The organism is Streptomyces enissocaesilis, assembly GCF_039533765.1.
GTDB classification, from domain to species: Bacteria; Actinomycetota; Actinomycetes; order Streptomycetales; family Streptomycetaceae; genus Streptomyces; species Streptomyces enissocaesilis.
This window is the reverse complement of record NZ_BAAAUD010000023.1, coordinates 20,999-46,671: the sequence shown is the minus strand read 5'-3', so window position 1 is coordinate 46,671 and position 25,673 is coordinate 20,999. Positions and strand designations below refer to the sequence as shown.

23 protein-coding genes and 2 pseudogenes are annotated in these 25,673 nt (G+C 71.4%); 19 read left to right on the top strand and 6 right to left on the bottom strand.

The annotated features are described in order from the left end of the window. Window positions 1-100: 100 nt before the first annotated feature. Entirely contained in the window at window positions 101-928 is an 828-nt protein-coding gene (locus ABD374_RS12220) for a GntR family transcriptional regulator (RefSeq protein ID WP_344494392.1), read from the bottom strand. Between the two features lie 193 nt (window positions 929-1,121). Here ABD374_RS12220 and ABD374_RS12215 point away from each other — a divergent pair, with 193 nt between their 5' ends. From ABD374_RS12215 to ABD374_RS12185, 7 genes and pseudogenes are all read left to right on the top strand, one after another. Further along, the gene (locus ABD374_RS12215) at window positions 1,122-2,378 is read left to right on the top strand and encodes an extracellular solute-binding protein (RefSeq protein ID WP_344494390.1); all 1,257 of its coding nucleotides are present in this window, start codon (window positions 1,122-1,124) and stop codon (window positions 2,376-2,378) included. A gap of 25 nt (window positions 2,379-2,403) precedes the next feature. Beyond that, a complete protein-coding gene (locus ABD374_RS12210) occupies window positions 2,404-3,411 on the top strand; it encodes a carbohydrate ABC transporter permease (protein ID WP_344494388.1) in 1,008 nt (335 codons plus the stop codon). 98 nt (window positions 3,412-3,509) lie between these two features. Beyond that, window positions 3,510-4,259 (top strand): carbohydrate ABC transporter permease, encoded by a 750-nt coding sequence (locus tag ABD374_RS12205; protein WP_344494497.1) that lies wholly within the window; start codon window positions 3,510-3,512, stop codon window positions 4,257-4,259. Between the two features lie 8 nt (window positions 4,260-4,267). Then, window positions 4,268-5,782: a beta-N-acetylhexosaminidase gene (locus ABD374_RS12200; protein WP_344494386.1), complete on the top strand. Its 1,515-nt coding sequence runs from the start codon at window positions 4,268-4,270 to the stop codon at window positions 5,780-5,782. After that, entirely contained in the window at window positions 5,779-7,209 is a 1,431-nt protein-coding gene (locus ABD374_RS12195; RefSeq protein WP_344494384.1) for a cellulose binding domain-containing protein, read from the top strand. The genes ABD374_RS12200 and ABD374_RS12195 overlap by 4 nt, the downstream gene beginning before the upstream one ends. Window positions 7,210-7,982: 773 nt before the next feature. After that, entirely contained in the window at window positions 7,983-8,249 is a 267-nt protein-coding gene (locus ABD374_RS12190; RefSeq protein ID WP_344494383.1) for a hypothetical protein, read from the top strand. A 33-nt stretch (window positions 8,250-8,282) separates the two neighbouring features. Then, window positions 8,283-8,564, top strand: a pseudogene (locus tag ABD374_RS12185) (DEAD/DEAH box helicase); the annotation flags it as partial. A 200-nt stretch (window positions 8,565-8,764) separates the two neighbouring features. On the opposite strand, the gene ABD374_RS12180 reads toward ABD374_RS12185, so the two are convergent. Beyond that, window positions 8,765-9,427 carry a lysophospholipid acyltransferase family protein gene (locus ABD374_RS12180; protein ID WP_344494495.1) on the bottom strand — a complete coding sequence of 221 codons (663 nt, stop codon included), beginning with the start codon at window positions 9,425-9,427 and terminating at the stop codon, window positions 8,765-8,767. A 234-nt stretch (window positions 9,428-9,661) separates the two neighbouring features. Beyond that, window positions 9,662-9,889, bottom strand: a complete 228-nt coding sequence (locus tag ABD374_RS34575) for a hypothetical protein (RefSeq protein ID WP_425577206.1) — start codon at window positions 9,887-9,889, stop codon at window positions 9,662-9,664. A 484-nt stretch (window positions 9,890-10,373) separates the two neighbouring features. Here ABD374_RS34575 and ABD374_RS12175 point away from each other — a divergent pair, with 484 nt between their 5' ends. The 8 genes from ABD374_RS12175 (at window position 10,374) to ABD374_RS12140 (ending at window position 19,718) form a co-directional block, all read left to right on the top strand. Then, entirely contained in the window at window positions 10,374-12,533 is a 2,160-nt protein-coding gene (locus tag ABD374_RS12175) for a hypothetical protein (protein ID WP_344494381.1), read from the top strand. Window positions 12,534-12,603: 70 nt separating this feature from the next. Continuing rightward, window positions 12,604-14,112 carry a GT4 family glycosyltransferase PelF gene (gene pelF, locus ABD374_RS12170; protein WP_344494380.1) on the top strand — a complete coding sequence of 503 codons (1,509 nt, stop codon included), beginning with the start codon at window positions 12,604-12,606 and terminating at the stop codon, window positions 14,110-14,112. Continuing rightward, window positions 14,109-15,470, top strand: a complete 1,362-nt coding sequence (locus tag ABD374_RS12165) for a hypothetical protein (protein ID WP_344494378.1) — start codon at window positions 14,109-14,111, stop codon at window positions 15,468-15,470. The genes pelF and ABD374_RS12165 overlap by 4 nt, the downstream gene beginning before the upstream one ends. Window positions 15,471-15,529: 59 nt before the next feature. Continuing rightward, complete coding sequence (locus ABD374_RS12160) at window positions 15,530-16,555, top strand: SDR family NAD(P)-dependent oxidoreductase (protein WP_344494377.1); 1,026 nt, start codon at window positions 15,530-15,532, stop codon at window positions 16,553-16,555. Window positions 16,556-16,587: 32 nt separating this feature from the next. After that, the gene (locus ABD374_RS12155; RefSeq protein WP_344494375.1) at window positions 16,588-17,301 is read left to right on the top strand and encodes a nucleotidyltransferase family protein; all 714 of its coding nucleotides are present in this window, start codon (window positions 16,588-16,590) and stop codon (window positions 17,299-17,301) included. Between the two features lie 7 nt (window positions 17,302-17,308). Beyond that, complete coding sequence (locus ABD374_RS12150) at window positions 17,309-18,211, top strand: NAD-dependent epimerase/dehydratase family protein (protein WP_344494373.1); 903 nt, start codon at window positions 17,309-17,311, stop codon at window positions 18,209-18,211. Window positions 18,212-18,273: 62 nt separating this feature from the next. Then, window positions 18,274-18,918, top strand: coding sequence for a spherulation-specific family 4 protein (locus ABD374_RS12145; protein ID WP_344494493.1), 645 nt, complete (start codon window positions 18,274-18,276; stop codon window positions 18,916-18,918). Beyond that, the gene (locus tag ABD374_RS12140) at window positions 18,915-19,718 is read left to right on the top strand and encodes an endo alpha-1,4 polygalactosaminidase (protein WP_344494371.1); all 804 of its coding nucleotides are present in this window, start codon (window positions 18,915-18,917) and stop codon (window positions 19,716-19,718) included. Before ABD374_RS12145 ends, ABD374_RS12140 begins: the two co-directional genes overlap by 4 nt. A gap of 108 nt (window positions 19,719-19,826) precedes the next feature. On the opposite strand, the pseudogene ABD374_RS12135 reads toward ABD374_RS12140, so the two are convergent. From ABD374_RS12135 to ABD374_RS12125, 3 genes and pseudogenes are all read right to left on the bottom strand, one after another. After that, window positions 19,827-20,045 (bottom strand): annotated as a pseudogene (locus ABD374_RS12135) (IS982 family transposase); the annotation flags it as partial. Between the two features lie 27 nt (window positions 20,046-20,072). Further along, the gene (locus ABD374_RS12130; RefSeq protein WP_344494369.1) at window positions 20,073-21,227 is read right to left on the bottom strand and encodes a sensor histidine kinase; all 1,155 of its coding nucleotides are present in this window, start codon (window positions 21,225-21,227) and stop codon (window positions 20,073-20,075) included. Next, window positions 21,224-21,928: a response regulator transcription factor gene (locus ABD374_RS12125; RefSeq protein ID WP_344494367.1), complete on the bottom strand. Its 705-nt coding sequence runs from the start codon at window positions 21,926-21,928 to the stop codon at window positions 21,224-21,226. The genes ABD374_RS12130 and ABD374_RS12125 overlap by 4 nt, the downstream gene beginning before the upstream one ends. A 191-nt stretch (window positions 21,929-22,119) precedes the next feature. On the opposite strand from ABD374_RS12125, the gene ABD374_RS12120 reads away from it, so the two are divergent. The 4 genes from ABD374_RS12120 to ABD374_RS12105 are packed head-to-tail and all read left to right on the top strand — an operon-like array spanning window position 22,120 to window position 25,641. Next, window positions 22,120-22,635, top strand: a complete 516-nt coding sequence (locus ABD374_RS12120; RefSeq protein ID WP_344494365.1) for a hypothetical protein — start codon at window positions 22,120-22,122, stop codon at window positions 22,633-22,635. Further along, window positions 22,632-23,693 carry a peptidoglycan-binding protein gene (locus ABD374_RS12115; RefSeq protein WP_344494363.1) on the top strand — a complete coding sequence of 354 codons (1,062 nt, stop codon included), beginning with the start codon at window positions 22,632-22,634 and terminating at the stop codon, window positions 23,691-23,693. The genes ABD374_RS12120 and ABD374_RS12115 overlap by 4 nt, the downstream gene beginning before the upstream one ends. Continuing rightward, window positions 23,690-24,439: an ABC transporter ATP-binding protein gene (locus ABD374_RS12110; RefSeq protein WP_344494361.1), complete on the top strand. Its 750-nt coding sequence runs from the start codon at window positions 23,690-23,692 to the stop codon at window positions 24,437-24,439. The genes ABD374_RS12115 and ABD374_RS12110 overlap by 4 nt, the downstream gene beginning before the upstream one ends. Beyond that, window positions 24,436-25,641 carry an ABC transporter permease gene (locus tag ABD374_RS12105; RefSeq protein WP_425577199.1) on the top strand — a complete coding sequence of 402 codons (1,206 nt, stop codon included), beginning with the start codon at window positions 24,436-24,438 and terminating at the stop codon, window positions 25,639-25,641. The genes ABD374_RS12110 and ABD374_RS12105 overlap by 4 nt, the downstream gene beginning before the upstream one ends. The last annotated feature ends 32 nt before the right edge of the window (window positions 25,642-25,673 follow it).

The following is a 25,673-nucleotide window of genomic DNA, read 5'->3' as shown; positions in this document are numbered from 1 at the left end:
GAGAGCGAGACAGAACCGTTTGTTCGGCAGGCCCTCCGCCGGGACCGGCGGCAGGGAGATCCGCCGGCCCGCGGTGGTCGCCGCCGGCGGGTCGGCCCGGTCAGCGGGCGTCTCCTGTCGTCGACGACGTGATGATGTCCCCGTGTGCGAAGTCGCCCGGGGGAATGCCCGGGTGGTGGCTCTCGGGACGTGGATGCGGGGCGGTGGCGCCGAGGGCGAGCCGGGAGACGATGCGGTAGCGGTCACCCCGGTAGACGGAGTGGACGTACTCCACGGGACGGCCCGCGGCGTCGGTGGTGAGGCGCTCGATCAGCAGGGCGGGTGAGAGGACCGGAACGTCGAGCACGCCGGCTTCGGCCTCGTTGACGACGGTCGGTTCGATGGACTGCACCGCCTGGCCGACGTGGACTTGATGGTGTTCGCGCAGGTGGTCGTACAGGTCTCCCGCCTCCAGTTCCTGCGGGCTGAGGGAGGGGACCAGGTCGGCGGGGATGTGGAGGTGTTCGATCGCGATCGGTGTCCCGTCCACCAGCCGCAGCCGGGCGATGTAGACCACTTCGGCAGCCGGGGAAACGCGCAGTTTGCGGCCGATACGGGCACCCGCACGGATGGTGTCGAGTCGCAGCAGCCTGCTGGACCAGGTGCCGCCCGCCCGGGGTACGACGAAGGCGGCGTCGTCGGAGACGAGTTCCTGAATGATCTTGGCGGGGGCGACGAACATGCCGCGGCCGTGTTCGCGTACGAGCTGCCCGGTGGCGACGAGTTCGTCGACGGCGGCGCGCAGGGTGGGCCGGGAGACGCCCAGTTCGGCGCTGAGCGTACGTTCCGAGGGAATGGGGTCGCCGGGTCGGCGCACCTCGATCAAGCCGAGGAGGAACTCCCGGACCCGCTCCCGCTTGAGTACGGCACCTGAGGAGCTGCTCTCCATGACTCCGACCTCTCTGCCTCGCCGCCCACAACTGGTCTGGTGGTAAAGGGAAGTTTAGGCGCTACCCGCTCCCCCGCCTACCGAAGAACCTTTATTTTCCAGGGGGGTTGACGCCCACATTGGCCCATGCCACCTTCGAGCCACATCGCTGTCCAGTCGAACAACTGGTCAACTCTCTCCCGAGGTGAATCCAGTGAAGATCCGCTTCATCCCCACTGCCGCGGCGCTCGCGGTCGCTTGTGCGCTCAGCGCCTGCAGCACCTCGCCGTCCGGATCCGAGCAGGCGGCCGGTCCTGACACGCTGACCGTATGGATCATGAAGGACAGCGTCTCCGACGCCTACCTCCGGCGATTCGAGAAGGACTTCGAGCGGCAGCACGAGGACACCCTCCTGGACATCCAGATACAGGAGTGGGACGGCATAGGCGAGAAGATCACCGCCGCGCTCGCGAGCAAGGACTCCCCCGACGTGATCGAGGTGGGGAACACCCAGGTGGCGCAGTACGCGCAGAGCGGCGGCGTCCTCGACCTGAGTGACAAGGTCGAGGAACTGCGGGGCGGTGACTGGCTTCCCGGCCTCGCCGAGCCGGGGAGGATCGACGGCAAGCAGTACGGCGTCCCCTGGTATGCGGCCAACCGCGTCGTGATCTACAACAAGGATCTCTTCGCGAAGGCCGGAATCACCTCCCCGCCCAGGACGCGTGACGAGTGGCTGCGAATCACCGGAAAACTCAACCGGGGCGAGACGCAGGGCATCTATCTTCCCGGGCAGAACTGGTACACCCTCGCCGGGTTCATCTGGGAGGAGGGGGGAGAGCTCGCCGAGAAGAGCGGTGACCGGTGGAAGGGCTCGCTCGACAGCCCGGAAGCTCTCCGGGGCATGGACTTCTACCATCGGCTGCAGGCGCTGGGCAAGGGTCCCAAGGATTCCGACGAGGCCAAACCGCCGCAGGCGGACGTCTTCGCCCAGGGAAACGTCGCCCAGATCATCGCCGTTCCCGGCGGCGCCAGGATCGTGGAACAGGCCAACCCGGCCCTGGCGGGCAAGCTCGGCTTCTTCCCGATCCCCGGCGACACGGCGGGCCGGCCGGGGGCCACCTTCACCGGCGGTTCGGATCTGATCGTTCCCGCTGCCTCCGCCCATCAGGACGCGGCGTATCAGGTGGTCAAGTCGCTCGCCGGAGAGAAGTGGCAGAGGGACCTGGCCAGGACCATGGGCTACGTGCCCAACAGGACGTCGCTGGCCGATGCCCTGGAGGACAACGAGGGCACCGCCGCCATGGCCACCGCGGCCGCGCGAGGACGTGCCACGCCCAACTCCCCGCAGTGGGCCGCCGTCGAGGCCACCAACCCGATCAAGGAGTACATGACCGCCGTGCTCACCGGAAGCGACCCGGAGAAGGCCGCGAAGGACGCCTCGGACGCGATCAGCAAGACGCTCAACTCATGAGCGGGGCCCGGCCGGGGAAGGAAGCATGACGCGCCCCGGCGTCCGCAGCACCGGCCCGGTCGCAACCGCCACCACAACCGCGACCGGGGCGGCGCCCACCCCGGCGCCGGCGCCGGCTTCCACACCGGCCGCACGCCGACGCGCCGTTCCCGGTTCCCTGTGGCCCTACCTGCTCGTCGCGCCCACCGTCATCGGCGTCGCCCTCCTGCTCGCCTACCCCCTCGGCCGCAATCTGCTGATCTCCCTCCAGCACTACGGGATGGCGGAACTGATCCGGGGAGACGCGGGCTTCGCCGGCCTGGAGAACTACCGGGAGATCCTGCGCGACGGCGAGTTCTGGCAGGTGGTCCGCCGCACGCTGTGGTGGACCGCGGTCAACGTCGTGCTCATCATGGTGATCGGCACAGGGGTCGCGCTGATGCTCCAGCGACTGGGCAAGCGGATGCGGACCCTGGTCCTGAGCGGGCTGGCCCTCGCCTGGGCCAGCCCCGTCATCGCCACCACCACCGTCTTCCAGTGGCTCTTCTCCTCCCGGCTGGGAGTGGTCAACTGGCTGCTGGTCCGGCTCGGGTTCGACTCCTTCGAGAACTATTCCTGGCTGGCACACGGACCGGCGGCCTTCACCGTCCTGGTCCTGCTCGTCGTATGGCAGTCCGTGCCGTTCGCCGCCATCACCCTGCACTCCGCGCTGACCACGGTCCCCACCGAGCTCTTCGAATCGGCCCGCATCGACGGCGCCGGCGGCTGGCGGATCTTCCGCTCCATCACCCTGCCCGTCCTGGGGCCGATCTTCGGGCTGGTCCTGAGCCTCGAAGTCATCTGGGTCTTCCGCTGCTTCGCCCAGATCTGGGCCGTCACCAAGGGCGGACCCGGCGGAGCGACCACCACCCTGCCGGTCTACTCCTACCGAGTGGCGCAGTCGCTGCACCGCTACGACCTCGGGGCGGCCGCGGCGACCCTCACCGTACTCCTCCTGGTCACCGCGCTGATCCTCTACTTCCGTCAGATGTTCCGACAGGAGGCCGAGCTGTGAGACCTCTCCCCGCCTCCGCCTCCGCCGTACTGCGCCGACTGCCCCTGAACGCGGGCGCGCTCATCGTCTTCGCACTCTGCGTCTTTCCCGTGTACTGGATGGTCCTCACCGCCTTCAAGCCCACCGCGGACATCCAGGCCGAGACGCCCGTGTTCCTGCCCGCCTCCCTGACGCTGGAGCACTTCTCCGCAGCGGTGAACGCCGACGGCTTCTGGTCCTTCTGGCGCAACAGCCTCATCGTTACGGCCGGTTGTGTGCTGCTGGCCCTGGCGGTGGCCCTCGGTTCGGCCTTCGCGGTGGCCCGGCTGCGCTGGAAAGGCCGCCGCTCCTTCGTCCTGATGGTCTTCGTCGCACAGGTCGCGCCCTGGGAGGCGCTGCTGATCCCGATGTACGTCATCGCCCGCGACACCGACATGCTCGACAGGCTCGCCACCCTCACCCTCGTCTACTTCATGGTCACCCTGCCGTTCACCATCGTGACCCTGAGGAGCTTCCTGACGGCGATCCCCAGAGAGCTGGAGGAGGCCGCCCAGGTGGACGGCTGCACCCGCGCCGCCGCGTTCCGGAGAATCACCTTCCCCCTCCTCGCGCCCGGACTGCTCGCCACCTCGCTCTTCGGCTTCATCACCGCCTGGAACGAGTTCGCCTTCGCCAACATGCTGATCATCAAGAACCAGGACGACCGCACCCTCCCGGTCTGGCTCTCCTCGTTCTCGAACGTCTTCGGTACCGACTGGGGCGCCACCATGGCCGCCTCCACGCTCTTCGCACTGCCCGTCCTCATCCTCTTCCTGGTGCTCCAGCGCCGGGTCGCCGCCGGTATGACCGGTGGCGCGGTCAAGGGATAGGAGACACCGTGCCCCTGCCGCGCCCCGCCCTCGGCCTTGTCCCGGCTCCTGCACACATCAGCTTCTCCCAGGGCTGGTTCACCTTCGACGACGCCACGGCGATCCGCGCCACCCCCGGCGCCGAACCCGCGGCCGCGCTGCTGCGCACCCTGCTGGCCCCGGCGACCGGTCTGCCGCTGCCCCTCGCCGCGGACGGCCGGGTCGTCCTCGTCCTCGACCCCGAACTCACCGGCCTCGGCGAACAGGGATACGGACTCACCGTCGGCGGTGACGCGGTCCTGCTGCGCGCCGCCCGGCCGGAAGGGCTGCTGCACGGCGTCCAGACCGTCCGGCAACTCCTGCCGCCCGCCGCCCTGTCGGCCGAACCGGTGCGCGGCACAGGATGGTCCGTACCGTGTGCGCAGATCACGGATGTGCCCCGGTTCGCCTGGCGCGGTGCGATGCTCGACGTGGCCCGCCACTTCCAGCCCGTTTCGTTCCTGCGGCGCTTCACCGACCTGCTGGCCCTGCACAAACTCAACGTGCTGCACCTGCACCTGACCGACGACCAGGGCTGGCGGATGCCCATCGCCGCGTACCCCGAGCTGACCGAGGTGGGAGGGGTGCCGCACGGCGGCGCGTACACCCGCGAGGAGCTGAGCGCTCTGGTGGCGTACGCGGCCGACCGCGGAGTCACCGTCGTGCCGGAGATCGAGATGCCCGGTCATGTGCGCGCCGCCCTCGCCGCCTACCCGCATCTGGGCAACCGTCCCGAGCGGCAACTGGAGGTGTGGAATCGCTGGGGAGTGTGCGACACGGTCCTGGGCGTCCACGACGAGGCCCTCGACTTCTGCCGCACCGTACTGGACGAAGTCATGGACACCTTCCCCTCGCCCTACATCCACGTGGGCGGCGACGAGTGTCCGACCACCGAATGGCACCGCTCCCCCGTCGCTCTGCGGCGCGTGGCCGCGGAAGGGCTGGCCGGACCCGATGCGCTCCACGGCTGGTTCATGGAGCGCATCGGGAACTTCCTGACCGGGCGCGGGAGACGGCCCCTGGGCTGGACCGAGACCGGAGACGACCTGCCGGCCTCCTTCACGGCCCTGGCCTGGCGCGACGAGGATCACGGGCTGGCCGCGGCCCGCCGCGGCCAGCCCGTGATCATGGCTCCGCACCACTCCACGTACCTCGACCACCCGCAGTCCGCACGTCCGGAAGAGCCGCCCGGCCAGCCCGGCGGGGTGGTCGGGCTGCGGACCGTGTACGCGACCGAACCCGCACCGGCCCACTGGGAGAGAGCAGCCGCCGCACAGGTGCTCGGCACCCAGGCGCAGCTGTGGACCGAGTACGTCGCCACCGCCGAGCACGCCGAGTACCTCGCCTTCCCCCGGCTCTGCGCACTGGCCGACACCGCCTGGTCCGGGGGCCGCGACTGGCCGGGATTCCAAGCCCGGCTGCACCACCACAGAACCCGCCTCGACGCTCTCGGAGTGCCGAGCCGCCCCTCCGCGATCCTTCATCCTGAGAGGACCACCAGGTGACCAGCATCAGCACGAGCAAGAGAGCGCGCACCCCACGGATCCGCGCGGCCCTGGCCGCCGCCCTCGTGACCGGCCTCGGCTGCGCCACCCTGACTGCGGCCCCCGCTGCCGCCGCCGGCGAATCACTGGCGGTCCAGTACCGGCAGAGCGCCACCGGCAGCGACCAGGTCGAACCCTGGTTCAAGGCCGTCAACACCGGCAGCGCCCCGGTCTCCCTCAGCCAAGTCAAGATCCGGTACTACTTCAAGGCCGACGCCGGCGCCTCGTACACCTTCGCCTGTTCCTGGGCCGTCAGGGGCTGCGCCAACATCACCGGCAGTTTCGGCACCCTCGCCCGGCCCACCGCCACCGCCGACCGCTACCTGGAGATCGGTTTCACCGCCGGTGCCGGCACCCTCGCGCCCGGCGCGAACACCGGCGACATGCAGCTGCGCTTCCACCGCTCCAACTGGCAGCCGCTGAACCAGAACGACGACTACTCCTTCGGGCCCGCCCAGACGGCGTACGGGAACTGGTCCAAGGTCACCGCCAGCGTCGGCGGTACGCCGGTGTGGGGAACGGCGCCCGAGGGCAACGACCCGGGGCCGGGCCCCGACCCGACCGATCCGCCGACCGGGGGCGCCACCCTCTTCGACGACTTCAACTACACCTCGCACACCGACCCCGCGATCGGCGCCCACGGCTGGAGCGTGCGGTCCAACGCGGGTGGTCCGGGGGTGCCGGGCGCGGCCTGGGCGGCGCAGAACGTCACCTTCGCCAAGGAGGGGACCAACTCGGTCATGAACCTGGAGACCTCGACAGCGGGCACACCTGAGTCCACGAAGCACACCGAAGTCCTCACCAAGGCGACCAAGTTCAAGAACGGCACCTACGCGGCCCGGGTGCGGTTCTCCGACGCGCCGAAGTCGGGTCCTGACGGTGACCGCGTCGTGCAGACGTTCTTCACCATCAACGACCTCAAGGCCCCGATGGCGGACGACTACGCCGAGTACGACTTCGAGTACCTGCCCAACGGCGGCTGGGGCGAGCCCGCCAACATCCTCTACACCACCTCGTGGGAGACCTACCGGCCCGACCCCTGGGAGGCCGTCAACCAGCACTCGGAGTCCCGCACCAGCTACGCCGGCTGGCACGACCTCGTCGTCACCATCAACGACAGCAACATCACCTACTACGTCGACGGCCAGGAGTTCGGCCGCCATGACGCGCGCTACCTGCCCGAACGGCCGATGTCCATCAACTTCAACCAGTGGCTCATCGACCTCGCGGGCCAGACCAGCACCACGCCGCGCGCCTACGACCAGAAAGTCGACTACGTCCTGCACGTCAAGGACCAGGTGCTGACTCCGGCCCAGGTCGCCACGAGGATCGCTGCCTACCGGGCGGCAGGCACCACCTTCGAGGACACCGTGCCCGCAAGCCAGTGACCGCACGCGGCGGGCGGGCGCCGCCTGTGCGTCCGCCCGCCGCATCCATGGGGCCGGCCTGACCCGGCGGGCCTTGTCCTTCAACCGCTGGCGCTCTTGCGCGTCGGTAGCGCGCTCCGTGGTCTGCTCCCCGGTTCCACGACCCGTCCGGAACCGGACATCTCCAGAGGGGTTCCTCCCAGCACCGTCCCAGCACGGGAGCGGCACCCCGGTACCGGAGGGTCCGGAGCCCCTCCGACCCTTGCGCGGCTTGCGGGCTGAGCACCGGCCCGGCCGCCGGACACCGGCCCACCCCACCACGTGACAGCGCCTTTGCCCCACGTGGTGGGGCGGCGGCAGACGAGGGCTGCTGCCGTGCCGACGAAGGCGGGGAAAGTGTTCGGGTGCGCACGGGCAGCGGTGGCACAGGTGTGGGCAGCCGGCCGGTCAGACGCAGCCACGCACACGATCGTGGCCAGGACCTCACGGTCCCCGCTCTGCGGACGGGCCACCTCCGTGGGAGGCACCGCCCGGCAGCACAGCTCTCCCACCTCGTCCGGCACCGGACGCTCAACAAGACTCGCCATGACGCACTGCCCAGCCAACACAACCGCCATAAGGAGCGATGCCTCAACCAGCACCGATCGGCCCTGTCCCCGGTCGGGGAATCCCCGGGCCAGCTGCTTGCCCGGGCCCCCGCGGCGGATCACTCCCGACGAGAAGCCAGCCGGACTCCACCACCAAGCGCAACGGAAACATCCGGCCGATCGCTCGCCGACGGCCACACTGGAGCCATGAGCATGCACCGCTTCAGCGTTGACCAGACCGGCGCGGGCTGTACCCCGAGCCATACCCGCACGTCCTACTACCGTCACAACCTCCGCTACGAGAACCCGGCCGGCGGCGCCTGGACCAGCCCCGAGGGGCACACACTGCGCACTCCGTGCGGCCTCACCGTCGTGACGTGTGCCTGCGGTCTCGCCACCGAGGCACTGCCGAGTGACGATGCGCGGCTCGTCTACGAGGAGCACCGCAACGCGATCCGCGACGAGATGGCATGAGCAACGGGCCCCGCCGCCGGAGTGCCACGCCCCATGGAGACCGCGCTCCCGGAGCACGCGGCGAGGTGCGGTCTGCGCACCGTCATGACCTTCCGCCAGAAGGCCGAGGAGGCCGTGGCCTTCACTACGAGGCTGCCGGAGACGGCCGCGGAGCTGTACGTCACCGAGGCGTCGGACGAAGCCCCGGCGGAGGCGGAGGCGCTCCCGAAGGCGTCGATCGACACGGAGTTCTACGAGCTGGAAGCCGACCGCCACGTCCCCCCGGGCCGCGTCTGGTCCGCGTGGCTGCGCGGTGACCACCTCGTGTCCGAGCGGTGGCTGTGGCCGCTGCTCCGTGACGCCTCAGACCGATGACGAAGTGGGCGTTCTGCTTTTGGGCACAGGCGTCCCAAAAGCGTGGTCACCACCGGCCCGGAGGAACAACGGCGCGGCGCTCACCGGGACACGCCGCGCAAGAACCTCGACGCGGGGCGGCCCAGCGCTGGTACCGGAGACGGCGGGCGGGCGGTAGGGGCCTATACGGCGAGCGCGGCGGGCTCGCCCAGGTGGGAGGCGGCTGTCCGCCACGCGGTGGTCACCGCGGCGCGGGCCAGCGCTGTCTGGACGGCGGGGCCGCCGGTCAGTTCAAGCGGCGCGCTCACGTGCACGTGAAGGTCCGGTCGGCGCAGAGGCGCTGTGACCAGGCCGGCGAGCTGCTTGGCGGTGCTGCCCGAGGTGACCCGGCGGGCGCCGGCCTGGCCCACGGGTACGACGGGGGCGCCGGTGCGCTCGGCGAGCCGGGCCAGGCCACTGCGGAAGGCTCCGGGAGCTGCTTCCGCGGCGTCTTCGCGGCGGGGCAGGCCGCCCTCGGCGTAGATGAGCACCAGCCGTCCCTGCTCCAGGGCCTGTGCCGCAGCGTCCAGCGCGGCCGCGGCGCGCCGGTCTCCGCGGAAGACCGGGATGTGTCCTTCGCGGGCGAGCGCGCGTCCCAGCAGCGGAACGCGCCACAGTCCTGCTGCCGCCATGATGACCGGCTCGACGCCCAGACGATGGAGGGCGGCGACCACGACGGCGGGGTCGGCGAGGGAAGTGTGGTTGGCGGCGATGATGCTGCCCGGCGCGAGTTCGGTGCCGGGGTCGGTGGTCACCGAGAGGCGACCGACGACGGGCACCAGGGTATCGGCGATGCGGCTGAGCATGAGCGGGCTCCTGGTCTCGACGATGTCGATCTTCATTGTCGAGGGCAGGCGCCGACCGGGCATGAGTCGCCCTACTCATCTTCTCGGCCGGCCGGCCCTGGGGCACAGCGTCCCGGTGAAAGCCCTGCGGCCGTTGTCCGTACCTCATGCCAGCCTGGGTGCGCCTCGCGACCAGCCTGGTCACCTGCCCACAAGGACGGAACATGAGCAGCCCGCACTGGCGCACGACCGGCGTCACTCAGGACGAGAAGCTCCTGCCGAACCCTCGAGCTGGTCCTCGATGATCACGATCCGGCAGGCCGCCTCGACCGGAATGCCCTGGTCCACGGGTTCACGGGCACGGGCGGCGATACGCAGCTGACAGCGGGGGCAGCGTTCCTCGGGGCCCTGAACCACGCCCTTCACGAGGGGCCCGAGCACCGGTCCGCAGCCCGGTGCATCACCCCCGGACAGGCGCCGCATCACCGCAGACAGCTCCTCTGTCGTTCACCGCGGTAAGCGATCAGTTCCGGCCGGGGGGCGGGTAGCCGTGGCGTACCCGGCCGACGCGCTTTCCTGTACGGCCGCGCTAAACCTTTCCGGGCGTCCGGGCTGGCTGAAACGGGTGGTGGGCTCCCGAGAAGTTTCTGCGGACTGGACCACAGGGGTGTGCCGGTCAGGGGGGCGGGCCCTTTCAGCGCCCTTGAGCTGTGACGGAGAGGCAGAATCTCTGCCACCGGGTGCTCTCCACGCGTTCCCGGCGGGGCCGCCGGTCGGGCCTTTAGGTATGCGGGACAGGTTTGTTTCGCGCCAGGTTTCACGCTGCCCTCACGGAATCTCCATGCCTGGCCCCACTATGTGATCCGACAGAGCGCGGGACACAGGCGGCGGCTGGCCGGACGCCCGTCTCGCCGGGGGGCAGGGCATGCCGGTCACACCACCGGCATGCCCTTCCGGGGAGGGACCCATGCACTTCACAAGCCGTACGGCCCGATGGGCCGCGAGATCAACGTTGTCCGCCGCGCTCGTGCTGACGCTCTTCGCCCCGGCGAACGTGGCCGCGGCGGCCCCCGCACCACCGCGCGTGGATCTGCGCGTCCTGGTGGTGAGCGACGGAGGCCCCGCCACCGCCGCGATCGCCGCCGAACTCGACGGCGCGGGCACCCCGTACACGGTGCTCGACCTCACCCGCCCGGACCGCCCGAGGATCGACGGCGGCTTCCTCGCCGACACGCTCGACGGCCGTCCGCGGGCCAAGTACCAGGCCGTGGTGCTGCCCAATGACAACCCGTTCGGGGCCGGTTCCGCCGAGATGGCGGCGCTCGTCTCGTACGAGAAGGCCTTCGCCGTTCCGCAGGTCGACGCCTACACCTACGCCCGGCCCGAGGTCGGGCTCGACCGCCCGGCCAACGGCGGTTACAGCGGTCCGCTGGACGGCGTGCGCGCCGAGGTGACCGCGGCCGGCGCCGCAGGCCCCTTCGGCTACCTCGACGGCGGCATCCCCTTCGAGGACAACTCGCCCTCGGTCGACGAGAGTTACGGGTACGTCGCGAAACCCCTGCCGGGAGCGGACTTCACCAGTTACGTGGAGGCGCCACTGCCCGGCACACCGGAGCGGGGTTCGATCGTCGGCGAATACCGCCACGACGGCCGGCGCGAGCTGGTCGTCGGCTTCGTCTACAACCAGTACCAGCGGCAGTTCCGGCTGCTCGCCCGTGGCATCGTGGACTGGATGACCCAGGGCGTGCGGCTGGGCGCGTCCCGCAACTACTTCGCGGTCCACGTCGACGACGTCTTCGCCGCGGACGACCGCTGGGACACCGAACTCGACTGCACCCCGGGCGATGTGGACTGCGCCCCCGGGCAGGGCGGTGAACCCGACCCGATCCGCATGACGGCCGCCGACGCGCAGTACGCGGCCGAGTGGTCCGCGGCCAAGGACTTCACCCTGGACATGGCGTACAACGGCGGCGGCAGCGAGCTCTACAAGGAGGAGCACGGCGGCACCGACCCGCTGGCGCAGCGGCTGACCGCCGACAGACACGCCTACCGGTGGATCAACCACACCTACAACCACCCCTTCCTCGGCTGCGTCCAGGACGTCACGGTCGTCCCCTGGGTCTGCGCCAAGAACCCCGACGGGAGCACCACGTACGTCACCCGCGCGGAGATCTCCTCCCAGATCGGTGACAACCGCGCCTGGGGACAACGCGCCGGACTGCCCCTGGAGAACAGCGAGCTGGTGACCGGTGAGCACTCCGGACTGAAGATCCTGCCGCAGCAGCCCGACGACAACCCCCACCTCGGCCCCGCCCTCGCCGACAACGCCGTCACCTGGCTCGGATCCGACAACTCCCGCGACCGCGCCCAGCGGAAGGTCGGTCCGGCCCTCACCGTGCCCCGCCACCCCATGAACGTGTTCTACAACGCGGGCCGCACCACCGAGCAGATCGACGAGTACAACTGGATCTACACCCGGGCCTCCGACGGCGGCAGCGGCATCTGCGAGAGCGCCACCGGCACCACGTGCCTGGACGAGCCGCTCGACGCCGTCACCGGTTACACCGACTACATCGTGCCGCTGGAGGTCCGCATCGGCCTCGGCCACGTGCTCGCCAACGACCCCCGGCCGCACTTCATCCACCAGTCCAACCTCGCCGAGGACCGCATCGCCTACCCGGTGCTCGACCGCATCATCGACGACTACGCCGGGCTGTACGCCGCCGACACTCCACTGGTCAACCTCCGCCAGCAGCAGATCGGCGCGGAGCTTCGCGACCGGGCCGCCTGGAACACCGCCGTCAAGGCCGGCCGGGTGACGGCGTACCGCATCGGCGACACCGTCACCGTGCGGGCACCGAGCGGCGTCCGGGCCACCGCCACCATGCCCGCCGGCACCCGGCAGGACCTGCTGCTCGGCTCCCAGGCATTCGGCAGCCCGTACGCCGGATCGCTCGCCGGCTGGGCCTCGCCCGCGCTGCTCCAGGACCGGGTGACGCTGACCCTGCCCGCCGCCACCGCGCAGGCGGCCACGGCGGACGGGGCGGACCCGGTGCAGCGCAGCGCGCCTCGCCCGCCCGTGCCGGCCGGGGTGCGCCAGAGGGTTCCGTACGGCGTCACAGGCTGACCCGCGCCCCCACCGACCGCACGTTTCCGGCCCAGACAGCGCCTGCATCTCCACGGGGGACCAACTCGTCATGCCTGATTTACTCCGCGTGCCGCCGTCCGGCGCGGCCCGGGTCACCCTGCTCACCGAAGGCACCTACCCGCACAGCCACGGCGGCGTCAGCGTGTGGTGCGACCAACTCGTCCAGGCCATGCCCGACTTCGACTTCCGGGTCATCGCGGTGACCGGCACCGGCCGGGAACCGCTCGCCTGGGAACTGCCCGGCCACGTCGCACCGCCCCTCACCGTCCCCGTGTGGGGCCCCGACCCGGTCGGCAGGGCGCCGCGGGGGCGTCGCCGGCGACAGCTCATGGCGGCGTACGAACGGTTCCTGACCGCACTCCTCGATCCCCGCGCCGAGGACCGGTTCGGGCCCGCGCTGCACGAACTGGCCCGGTCGGCCAGAGACGGTGAGCTGGCCCCCGCCCTCCGCAGCGACCAGGCCGTCGGCGTCCTGACCGCCGTGTGGAGCCGCCCCGGCCTGCCGGTGCACGCGGCCCGGCCCACCCTGCACGACGCCCTGACCGCCACCGACCTGCTGGAGCACGCCCTGCGCCCGCTCGCCGCCGCGCCGCCGGAGCACGGCGTGTCCCACGCCGTGAGCGGCGGCTTGGCGGTCCTGCCCGGACTCGTCGCGCGGCGCCTGCACGGTGTGCCGCTGCTGCTCACCGAGCACGGCGTCTACCTGCGCGAGCGCTACCTCGGCTACCGCACGGGCCCGTACCGGTGGCCGGTCAAGGCGCTGCTGCTCGGCTTCTTCCGGCTGCTCGCCGAGGAGACGTACCGCACGGCGGACCTGATCACCCCGGGCAACCGCTACAACCGGCTCTGGGAGGAACAGGGCGGCGCCGCCCCGGAACTGATCCGCACCGTCTACAACGGCGTCGACCCGGCGGCCTTCCCGGCCGCCGGGCCCGAGCCGGACGTCCCCACCCTCAGCTGGGCGGGGCGGATCGACCCGATCAAGGACCTGGAGACCCTCATCCGGGCCTTCGCCCTGGTCAGGGCCGAGATACCGGACGCGCGACTGAGGCTCTTCGGCGGCACCCCGCGCGGCGGGGAAGCCTACCGGGAGCGCTGCGAGGCGCTCGCGGCAGAGCTCGGGCACGCCGACGCCGTCGTCTTCGAGGGCCGGGTCGACGACATCCGCGACGCCTACGCGGCGGGCAACGCCGTGATGCTCTCCAGCATCAGCGAAGGCTTCCCCTTCACCCTGATCGAAGCCATGTCCTGCGGGCGGGCCACCGTCTCCACCGATGTCGGCGGAGTCCGGGAGGCCGTCGGCGACACCGGCCTGGTCGTGCCGCCCAGGGAACCGGGGGCCATGGCCCGCGCGGCCCTGGAACTGCTCCGCGACCCGGTGCGCAGGGCCGCCATGGGAGAGGGCGCGCGGCTGCGCGTCATCGAGCAGTTCACGCTCCGCCAGACCATCGACACCTTCCGCTCGATCTACACCGAACTCGCGGCCGGAGGGCCGGCGAGCGGTGCGGCCGGGTCCGCCGTACGGCGGGAAGACCTGCGCGCGGGAGTCCTCGCATGAGCGGCCCGCTGCGCCTGCTTCCGGGAGAGGGCGACAGCCTGCCCGTCCTGCCCCGGCAACGGCAGAGGACCAGGAACCGGCCGAGCTGGGCCGCCGACCCGATCGACGAACTCGCCGACCGGCTGATGGAGCCGGTGTCCGCCGCCGTCCATCCCTACGAGGTCGCCGCGCTCCTGGAGTCCGACGGCCTGACCGCGGATCAGACAGGAGCGCGCTACGGACGCCCGGGTCTGTTCGCGCTGGCCGAGGACCTGTACGCCCGGGTGCCCCGGCACTACCCGGAACCGCCGCCCGCCGCCGACCCCTGGCGCCCCGACCACCTGCGGTGCGCCCTGCGCGGACTCGTCTTCGCGCTCCCCGGGCTGGCCTACGTGCTGGGCTCCGGACTGTGGGGCGGGGCGCGCGCCGTCACCGGGCTCGTCACCGCCGGGCTGGTGGCCTGGGCGTGGAACCAGGCGCTCAGCCACCGGGCCCATCTGCGGCTCGGCACCGGGGGCCCCGCCGCCGCGGGCCGCACCCTGCGGCTCGGCGCCCCCCTCGGAGCGCTGGCCGCCACCGTGGCCGGCCTGGTCCTGGCGGGCCCCGGACCGGCCGCGGTGTTCGCCGCCGGGCAGTCCTGCTACCTGGGCGCGGCGACCGTACTCCTCGTCCTCGGCCGCGAACGCGCCCTGCTGTCGGCGCTGTTGCCCCTCACCGGGGGCGCCGCCGCCACGCTGTGGTGGCAGCCGCCCACCGCCGCGGCGACGGCTGTGCTGCTCGCCACCGTCTGCCTGGCGACGCTCGCGGCCGCCCACGGGATCCGCGCCGCACTGCGCTCGGACACGGCGTCGGCCGACGCCGCGCCCCCGCTGCCGCGCTCCCTGCCGTACGGGCTGTTCGGCCTGGCGGCCGGGGTGCTCGCGATGCTCACGGGGGCCGTGGACCCGTACGCCGTCGTCGTCCTGACGCTCAGCATGGGCTTCGCCGAGTGGCTGCTCTACCGCTACCGCGGGCTCGCCGTCGCCGCTCTGCGCGCCAGCACCGAACCGCGGGGCTTCGCCCTGCGCGCCACCCGCGCCCTGGCGCTGTGCCTGAGCGCGTACCTCGCCCTGCTGGCGGCCGGCGCCCTGCTCGCCGGGGCCGGCCCGGCCCCCCTGCTCGGGCTCGGGGCGGTCCTCTGGACGGCCCTGCTGCTCCAGGCGTTCGGTGTCGCCTGGCCGCCCGCGGCGGTCTGCCTCACGGCTGCCGCCGCCGAAGCCGCGGCCGCGGTCGCCGGGTCCTCCCCAGGGCCCGCCCCACTGGTCTGCCGGACCGCAGCGGCTCTCGTCCTCCTGTTCCTGGCCTGCCGGATCCTCGGCAGACCCACGGCGCACCGCTGAACCCCCGCGCCACACGTTTCCCGCCCCGTACCTCCCATCCCCGACAGAGGAGCGTCCCCGTGACCGCACCGCTACCAGCGCCCGCACCAGCACCCTCACTCGTCGCCGTCACCGGCGCCGAGGGTTTCATCGGATCCCATCTCACCGAGGCGCTCGTCGCGGCCGGCCACCGGGTCCGCGCGATGGCCCAGTACAACTCCTTCTCCTCCTACGGATGGCTGGAGACCCTCTCCGCCGAGACCCTCGGCCAGGTCGACATCGTCCTCGGCGACGTCCGCGACCCCGGCTCGGTCGACCAGCTCGTCGAAGGCGCCGAGGCCGTCTACCACCTGGCCGCCCTCATCGCGATCCCGTACTCCTACCAGGCCCCGCACAGCTATGTGGACACCAATGTCACGGGCACCCTCAACGTCCTCGAAGCCGTGCGCAGGCAGGGCACCCCGCGCCTGGTGCACACCTCGACCAGCGAGACGTACGGCACCGCGCAGACCGTGCCGATCACCGAGGACCACCCCATCAGGACGCAGTCGCCGTACGCCGCCTCCAAGGCCGGCGGCGACCGGCTCGCCGACAGCTACCACGCCAGTTTCGGGACGCCCGTCGTCACCCTGCGCCCCTTCAACACCTTCGGTCCGCGCCAGTCGATGCGGGCGGTCATCCCGACCGTCATCGGCCAGGTCGCGGCGGGGGAACGGACCATCACCCTCGGGGACCTCCGGCCCACCCGTGACTTCCTGTACGTCAAGGACACCGCCCGCGCCTTCCTCGCCGTCGGCACCGCTCCCGCCGAGGCCGTCGTGGGGCGGACCTTCAACGCCGGTACCGGCGGTGAGATCTCGGTCGGTGAACTCACCCGCCTCATCGGCAAGCTGATGGACACCGACCTCGACGTGCGTGAGGACGAGGAGCGCATCAGGCCCGCCCATTCCGAGGTGATGCGGCTGGTCGCCGACGCCTCTCGGCTGCGCGCCGCCACCGGCTGGCAGCCCGGGTACGACCTGGAGCAGGGGCTGGGCCACACCATCGACTTCTTCCGTGACCCCGGCAACCTGTCCCGCTACAAGACCGGCATCTACAACATCTGACCTCGTCCGCACGCGACGTACAGGGGACTTCCATGCATGCAGTGATCCTCGCCGGTGGCAAGGGTGTACGGCTGCGGCCGTACACGACGGCGCTGCCCAAGCCGCTCGTGCCCATCGGCGACCAGCACGCGATCCTGGAGATCGTGCTCCGCCAGCTGGCCACCTGCGGCTTCACCAGCTGCACCATAGCCATCGGCCACCTCGGCCACATCATCCGCGCGTACGTCGGCAACGGCTCGCAGTGGGGCCTGCGCGTGGGCTATTCGACCGAGGACAGCCCGCTCGGCACGATGGGCCCGCTGCTCACCATGATGGACCGGCTGCCCGACGACTTCCTGGTGATGAACGGCGACATCCTGACCGACCTCGACTACGGCGAGGTCGTCCGGGCGCACCGCGCCTCCGACGCCCCGCTGACCGTCGCCACGTACGCCCGCAAGGTCGCCATCGACTTCGGCGTCCTGACCACCGAGGGCGGCCGGGTCGTCGGCTTCGCCGAGAAGCCGAGCATGGACTACCGGGTCTCCATGGGCGTGTACGGGCTCTCCCGCGAAACCCTCGCCGGATACACACCGGGTCTGCCGCTCGGTTTCGACGAACTCGTCCTCGACCTGCTCGCGGCCGGGAAACCCCCGCACGCCTACGAGTTCGAGGGCTACTGGCTCGACATCGGCCGCCCCGACGACTACGACCGGGCCAACGCGGAGTTCACCACCCACCGCGGCCTGCTCCTCAAGGGGGCGTGAACGGGACATGCGCATCATCGTCCTGGGTTCCACCGGATTCCTGGGCGGGCACACCGCCGAGCGGCTGCGCGCCCTGCCGGGCGTGCGGCTGCTCGCCGGCGGCCGGTCACCGGCCGCCGGCGTGCCGCTCGACCTGACCACCGACCCGGAGGTCCTCGCGGCCGCGCTGCGCGCCGCCGCGCCCGATGTCGTCGTCAACTGCGCGGGCCTGGTGACCGGCAGCGCCGTGCAGCTCACCGACGTCAACGCCCGCGGACCGGCCGTGCTCTGCGAAGCCCTGCGCGCGGCGGTGCCCGGCGCCCGCCTCGTCCACCTCGGCTCGGCCGCCGAGTACGGACCCACCGCACCGGGCAGGGCCGTCACCGAGGACGCCGCCACCCGGCCCCAGGGTCCGTACGGGGCCACGAAACTCGCCGGCACCGCCGCCGTGACCGCATCGGGCCTCGACGCCGTGGTGCTGCGCGTCTTCAACCCGGTCGGTCCCGGCGCGCCGTCCGCCGGGCTGCCCGGCCGGCTCGCCGGTGAGCTGCGCCGGGCGGGCGAGACGGGCACCGTACGGGTCGGCGACCTGTCGGCGTACCGCGACTTCGTCGACGTACGGGACGTCGCCCGCGCCGCCGTCCTCGCGGCGACGGTCCCCGGACCGCTGCCCCCCGTACTCAACATCGGCAGCGGCCGGGCCACCGTTGTCCGCGAGATCGCCCACGGGCTGGTCCGGGCCGCCGGATTCCGCGGCACCATCGAGGAGACCGGCGGCGGGTCCGCCCGTTCGTCCGCGGTCTCCTGGCAGTGCGCGGACATCGCGGCGGCACGCGCCGCGCTCGGCTGGCAGCCGCAGCGGAGTCTGGCGGACTCGCTGTCCGGCCTGTGGCAGTGCCTGCCGGCGGCCCCCGCCCCGGCAGTCCGGTGAAGGTGAAACCGCAGCCGCAGTCGCGACCGCAGCCGGTGGCCCCGGCGAAGCTGCTCGTGCCCATGTACGTCCACCCCGCCGTCGATCCCGGCGCCTGGCGGACGCTCGTCGAGTCCGCGCCCCTGCTGTACGGCGTGGTGCTCAACATCGCGGACGGACCGGGCACCGCGCCCGATCCGTCGTTCGCCGCCGCCGCCCGCGCCCTGCGGGCGGCGGGGGTCGCGCTGCTCGGGTACGCCGACACCGACTACGGCCACCGGCCCCTGCGGGCCGTCACCGCCGACTTCGACCGCTACCGGGACTGGTACGCCACCGACGGATTCTTCCTGGACCAGGCCGCCTCCGGACCGGGCGCGGTGCGCCACTACCGGTGCATCGCCCGGGCGGCGCGCTCCAGGGGCGGCCGTACGGTCGTCCTCAACCCGGGGGTCCATCCGGCCCCCGGCTACGCGGCGGTCGCCGACCTGCTGGTCACCTTCGAAGGCGACTGGACCGCCTACGCGGAGGCGCCCACCGCACCGCCCTGGACCGCCGCGCACCCGCCCGAACGCTTCTGCCACCTCATCCACGGCGTACCGTCCGGACTGTGCCCGCTCGCCGCCCGCACCGCGGCCCTGCGTCGCGCGGCCGTGCACTGCGCGGTACCCGGCCACGGCCCCAACCCCTGGTCGCTCCTGCCGCCCGTACTGCACCGGGAGGCTCCGTGAACCGCTCGCGCACGCTCGGCCTGCTGTTCCTTCTCGCCCTGCCGGCAGCCTGCTCGGCCCCTGCCCCCGCACCCGACCCGGCCCCTCCGCCACCGCACGGCAGGCCGTGGCGGCCGCCTGTCGGAACGGCCTGGCAGTGGCAGCTCGACGGGCGGCTCGACCACCGGGTCGACGTGCCCGTCTACGACATCGACGGATTCGAGAACGACGCGGAGGCGGTACGCCGTCTGCACAGGGACGGCCGCAAGGTCATCTGCTACATCAACGCGGGCGCGTGGGAGTCGTTCCGCCCCGACCGCCGCGACTTCCCGGCCGCCGTCCGGGGCAGGGGCAACGGCTGGGCCGGTGAACGCTGGCTCGACATCCGCCGCCTGGACGTACTGCGCCCGCTGATGACCAAGCGCTTCGACATGTGCCGTGACAAGGGCTTCGACGCGGTCGAGCCGGACCTGATGGACGGCTACCTCAACGACACCGGTTTTCCCCTGACCGCCGCCCACCAGCTCGCGTACAACCGCATGCTCGCCGACCTCGCTCACGCTCGCGGCATGTCGGTGGGCCTGAAGAACGACTTGCCGCAAATCCCCGAACTGGTCGCGGACTTCGACTTCGCGGTGAACGAGGAGTGCGCGCAGTACGACGACTGCGCGGCACTCACTCCCTTCGTCAAGGCCGGCAAGGCGGTCCTGCATGTCGAATACGCCGTCCCGCTCGGCGACTTCTGCGAGCGCTCCGCAGAGCTCGGCTTCAGTTCGATGCGCAAGAAACTGGACCTCGGAGCGTGGCGCCGGCCGTGCTGACGGGCACCGGCGTCCACCCCGGGCGAGGGAGCACGGTTACGCGCCGGCGTCGCGCAGGACACGCAGCCGTGTGCGGAGCGTCTCCTGGGGCAGTGCGGCAACGGCGTGGAGAGCGGGAAAGAGATGCCACAGGTGGGAGCGGGCGCAGCGGAGCCACCTGGCCTCCGAGGCGAAGCCGAGAACGGCCTGCGTCATCGCCGATGTGACCAGCTCGGCGTCGGTGAGCTGCGGGGCGATCCCCACGGTCGGCCGCCAGGGCGCGAGATGCGGAGACGCCTTCAGCAGGTCGTCGGTCTGGGGCAGTCCTGGTGTCGCGGGAGGTCGCAGACCGGGGCGGTGGGTGGGACTGGCGTGTCACGGGAACGTGATGGTGACAGTGAGTCCGCCGTCTTCGTTGGCGTGTGCTGTGGCGTGGGCGTGGTGGGCGTGGGCGATGGAGGCGACGATGGCCAGGCCGAGGCCGGCTCCTTCGCCGGGGGTGTGGGTTCGTTCGGTGAGACGGCGGAACGGTTCGAAGAGCCGGGGGGCGATGTGGGAAGGGATCACCGCGCCGGTGTTGGAGACGCGAAGCGTCCGGCCGGCGAGGGAAATATGGACGTGGCCACCGGGGTGGTTGTGGACGAGGGCGTTGGCGAGCAGGTTGCGGACCAGATGGCGCAGCAGGACGGGATCACCGGTGATGACGGCCGGCTCCAGGGCGAGGTCGAGACTGATCTCCTTCTCCCGGGCCTGGTCCGAGAAGCCGGTGGTCACGCTGGCGGTGAGCTCGTCGAGTGTGACTGGTTCCTGTCGTTGGAGGCCCTGGTCGGTGGCGGCGAGCAGGAGCAGGGAGTCGATCAGTCTCTCGCTGTTGTCGGCGGTTTCGAGGAGTTCGCTGCGGATCCAGCGGACGCGTTCGGGATCGGGGTCGGCAAGGCCGATTTCGGCTGCGGCACGCTGGATGGCGAGCGGGGTGCGCAGTTCGTGAGCGGCGTTGGCGGCGAACCGTTGCTGCGCGGTGACGAGCCGCTCCAGGCGCTCAAGCATCGCATCGAAGGTGTCGGCGAGGTCTTTGAGTTCACCGGGCGGGGCTTTGAGGTCGATGCGCTGGTGGAGGTTCTGGCCGGAGAGTCTGCGGGCGGTGGCGGCGATGACGCCGACCGGGCGCAGGACGCGGCCGGCCATCCACCAGGCCAGGAAGAGGGAGAGAACCGTGTAGAGAGCGAAGGCGAGGGCGCAGACGGTCAGCAGCCGGCTCAGTGTGGTGGCGGTGACCGCCTCGGCCATGACCGTCTGGGCGTAGCGGCCGGCCTGCTCGGGCGGGACGATGTCGCCGGGCGGCGGGTTGGTCGGGGAGACGTGACGGCCGAAGGTGGCATGGGTGAAGGCGCCTTGGATACGGCTGTCGAGGCCATCCTGGACCAGCAGGTAGATCAGCGTGATCAGGAGGCATCCGGCCAACAGCAGCAGGCCCCCGTACAGGGCAGTCAGCCGGGCCCGCTCGGTCGTCAGCGAAAGGCGGTGGATCATGCTCCCGCCTGCCCGGGTGCGGTGGGTCGCTCGCCGTCCGGACCTGCGGGGATGCGGTAACCGGCGCCGGGCACGGTTTCGATCACGGACGGGTCACCGAGCTTGGCGCGCAGCCGGCTGACGGTGACGCGCACCGGGTTGGTGTCATACCCCGCGTTTTCGTCCCAGACCTTCTCGATGAGGTCCTCCCCGCTGACGACCGCTCCGCCCGCGCGCATCAACGTCTCCAGCACAGCGAACTCCTTACGTGACAAGGACAGCGGTGTGCGGTCCCGGTATGCCTGGCGGCGGGCGGTGTCCAGGCTGATGCCGGCACGTTTGATCACGGGGGGCAGCGCGGGCTGAGCACGCCGTCCGAGAGCGAGAACGCGGGCGAGGAGCTCGTCGTACGCGAACGGCTTGGTCAGGTAGTCGTCCGCCCCCAGGCCGAGGCCCTCGACGCGGTCGGGAACGGTGGTGGATGCGGTGAGCATCAGCACCCGCGTGAGCAGCTGCTGGGCCACGACCCGGCGGCAGACCTCGTCTCCGTGCAGGCCGGGCAGATCCCGGTCGAGGACGACCACGTCGTAGTCGCCGAACTGCAGCTTGCGCAGAGCGGTCAGCCCGTCGAGAGCCACATCGACCGTGATCGCGTCACGGCGCAGCCCGTCGGCGATCATCGCGGCCAGGAACGCCTTGTCTTCCACCACCAGAACACGCATGTCTCCTGTGTACCTGACCTGCGCCTTTCACCGCTGTTACAGCACCCGGGAGCAACAGGGCGGCACCCCGGCAGCGGGGTAGGCAGAGGTCTGTAAGGGAAACGAAACAGCCCTCGCGGTCACGATGCCCTCGTCCGCAAACAGGCGGGCCACGGCGCGTCGTTGCGCCGGTGGCCCCGGCGCGAGGAGACGTGACCTTGAAGAAGCACGAGATCGCCCTGGCTTTGATGTCGGCGCTGACAGGGGTGGCGCTGTTCACCACCGGCTGCTCCCAGTCCTCCGGCAACCCCGGACCGAACGAGTCCACGTCCGGCTCGGGCGGGTCGGGGTCGGATACGGCCGCGTTCGACAAGGCGCAGGCTCTGCGCACGTGCCTGCGGGACAAGGGCATGGATGTGCCCGACCTTCAGCCAGGCGAGAACCCCTACGCCACGATGCTTGCTCCGCCGCAGGGCACGGACCCGGCGAAGTGGTCCAAGGCCCTGGAGGACTGCGGTTCGGGCACGGGCGGGTCCGGCGGTGGTGGGGATGCCGGCGGTCGGCAGTCGACGGATCAGCAGGTCGAGATCGCTGAGTGCCTGCGCGGCAAGGGCTTCGACATGCCTGATCCGAAGGCCGGGCCCAACGGTTCCAGCAGCGGGTACAAGGTCCCCGGGGGCGCGGACCCGGACAAGTTCATGACGGCGCTGAACGAGTGTGCGGCATGAAGCGCAAGACCTTGGTCGTCCCGGTCACCGTCGCCGCCGTCCTGGCCTGCGGCGGTTACGCCGTCACCACACTGACCGGACAAGACGCAGCCGACACCGGACAGGAGCGGGCGAATCCGCCCGCCGCCACCGAGCCGGTCGTCCAGGGCGACCTGGTGAGTACCACCAGCGTGGACGGCACCCTCGGCTACTCGAAACAGCGCAAGATCAACTCCGGTGCAGGTGGCACCCTGACCTGGGTCGGCGCAGACGGTGCGAAGCTCGAGCGGAACGGGAAGCTGTACGCGGTCGACGGCACGCCGGTGCGCCTGTGGTTCGGCACGGAGCCGATGTACCGGAAGTTGAAGAACGGTGACACCGGTACGGACGTCAAGCAGGTGAAGCAGAACCTGATCGCGCTCGGCTACGGCGCCGGTCTGGCGGCCGACGACAAGTTCACCGACGGCACCACCAAGGGCGTCAAGCGCTGGCAGGAGGACCACGGACTGCAGCAGACCGGCGAGATCGGCCCGGAGACGATCGCCTTCGCGCCGGGGCCGGTGAGAGTGGCGGGTGCCGGGGCGTCGGTCGGTGACCGTACCGGTCCGGGGCAGCAGGTGCTGACGGCCACCAGTGCCGACCGGGTCGTGCAGCTCAAGGTCAAGGTCTCCCAGGCAGCCCTGGCCAAGCCGGACAGCAAGGTGGAAGTCCAGCTGCCCGACACCACCACCGGCGGCACCATCGCCTCCGTCGGCACCGTCGCCAAGAGCGGGGACAGCCCGGACGACAAGACGCCCCGGATCGACGTGACGGTCACCTTCGACGATCCGGAGAAGGTCTCCGGCATCGACCAGGCCCCCGCGACGGTGAAGCTGACCGGGCAGACTCGCAGAGATGTGCTCTCCGTCCCGGTCGGAGCCCTGCTCGCGCTCAAGGACGGTTCCTTCGGCGTCCAGGTCGTCGACGGCGACCAGGTGCGCGAGGTCGAGGTGAGGCTCGGCATGTTCGCCCAGGGCCGCGTCGAGATAACCGGGAACGGCCTGAAGGCCGGCATGCGCGTCGGGGTGCCGTCGGTATGAACGACACCGCCCACATCCCCGCGGCTGCCGGCGGACGCACCGCCCCCGGCGGCCCGGTGGTCGAGCTGGCCGACGTGACGAAGACGTACCCGGGAGGTGTCCAGGCCCTGCAGGGCGTGGACCTGACCATCGACCGCGGGGAACTCCTGGCGATCGTCGGCCCCTCCGGGTCGGGCAAGTCCACCCTGCTGCACATCGTCGGCACCCTCGACCCCGCCACCACCGGCTCGGTGCACATAGCCGGCCACGACACCGCCGCCCTCACCGACCGGCAGCTCTCCGCGCTGCGGGCCCAGCACATCGGGTTCGTCTTCCAGGCATTCCACCTCGTGCCCGGCATGAGCGCACTGGACAACGTCGCCGAGGGCCTGCTCCACTCCGGCCTCCCCCGCCCGCAACGCCGACACCGAGCAGCCGAAGCACTGGAACGCGTCGGCCTCGCAGACCGCGCGAAGCACCGGCCGCACGAGCTGTCCGGCGGACAGAAGCAGCGCGTCGCCATCGCCCGCGCCGTCGTCGGCGAGCCCGACCTGCTGCTCGCCGACGAACCGACCGGCGCCCTGGACACCGCCTCCGGCCAGACCATCATGCGGCTCATCCACCAGCTCAACCAGGAAGGCGCCACCATCGCCGTCATCACCCACGACACCGAGATCGCCGGCCGTCTGCCCCGCCAGGTCCGCATCCGCGACGGCCGCATCGTCCAGGACACCGCCGACAGGCACACAGCCGGGCAGGAACGGTGAGCCGCCGTCGGCCGGCACTGAAACCGGCCCGCCTGACCCTGCGGGACATCCTGCACACCGGCTCCGCCGGGATGCGCGCCCGACCGATGCGGATCGTGCTGTCGGCACTGGGCATCGCCATCGGGATCGCCACCATGATCTCCGTGGTGGGCATCTCCGCCTCCAGCAAGGAAAAGCTCCTCCAAGAACTCGACAAGCTCGGCACCAACATGCTCGTCGTCACCCCCGGCACCGACCTGCTCACCGGCAAGAAGGTCCCCCTCGCCGAGGACGCCGCCGGCCGGGTCGCCCGTATCGACGGCGTCGAGCACACCGGCGCCACCGGCCAGTTGCCGCACACCGTGCGCCGCTCGGAGAAGATCGCCGACACCATCACCGGCGGCATCACCGTCCAGGCCGCGACCCACGACCTGTTGGCCACCCTGCGCGCCACCATGCACTCAGGGACCTGGCTCAATGCGGCCACCGGCAAGTACCCAGCCGTCGTCCTCGGCGACGTCGCCGCCCAGCGCCTGGGTGTCTCCGAACCCGGCCAGCAGGTCTACATCAACCAGCGGTACTTCACCGTGACCGGCATCCTCGCCCCGCTCCCGCTCGCCCCCGAGATCGCCCGCTCCGCCCTCGTCGGCTGGGACATCGCCACCAGCCAGCTCGGCTTCGACGCCCGGCCCACCACCGTCTACGAACGCTCCGCCGACCACAAGGTCGGGGAAGTCCACCAGCTCATCCCACGCGCAGTCGACCCCCAGACACCACGCAACGTCAACGTCTCCGACCCCTCCGCGGCCCTCCAGGCCAAGGCCGCCACCGAAGGAGCCTTCAGCAACCTCCTCCTCGGTCTCGGCGGCGTCGCCCTCCTCGTCGGCGGCGTCGGCGTCGCCAACACCATGATCATCTCCGTGCTGGAGCGCCGCCACGAGATCGGCCTGCGCCGCTCCATCGGCGCCACCCGCGGCCAGATCCGCGGCCAGTTCGTCACCGAATCCCTCCTGCTGTCCACCCTTGGCGGCGCCGCCGGCATCATCCTCGGCGCCGCAGCCACCGCCACCTACGCCCTGGCCGGCGACATCCCTTGGGTCATACCCCTGTGGGCCGTCGGAGGCGGCTTCGCCGCCACCCTCGCCATCGGCACCCTCGCCGGCCTCTACCCCGCCGTCCGCGCCGCCCGCACATCCCCCACCCTCGCCCTCCACGCCGCATAGACACGACACCGGCGCAGCGCGGGACGAGCTGC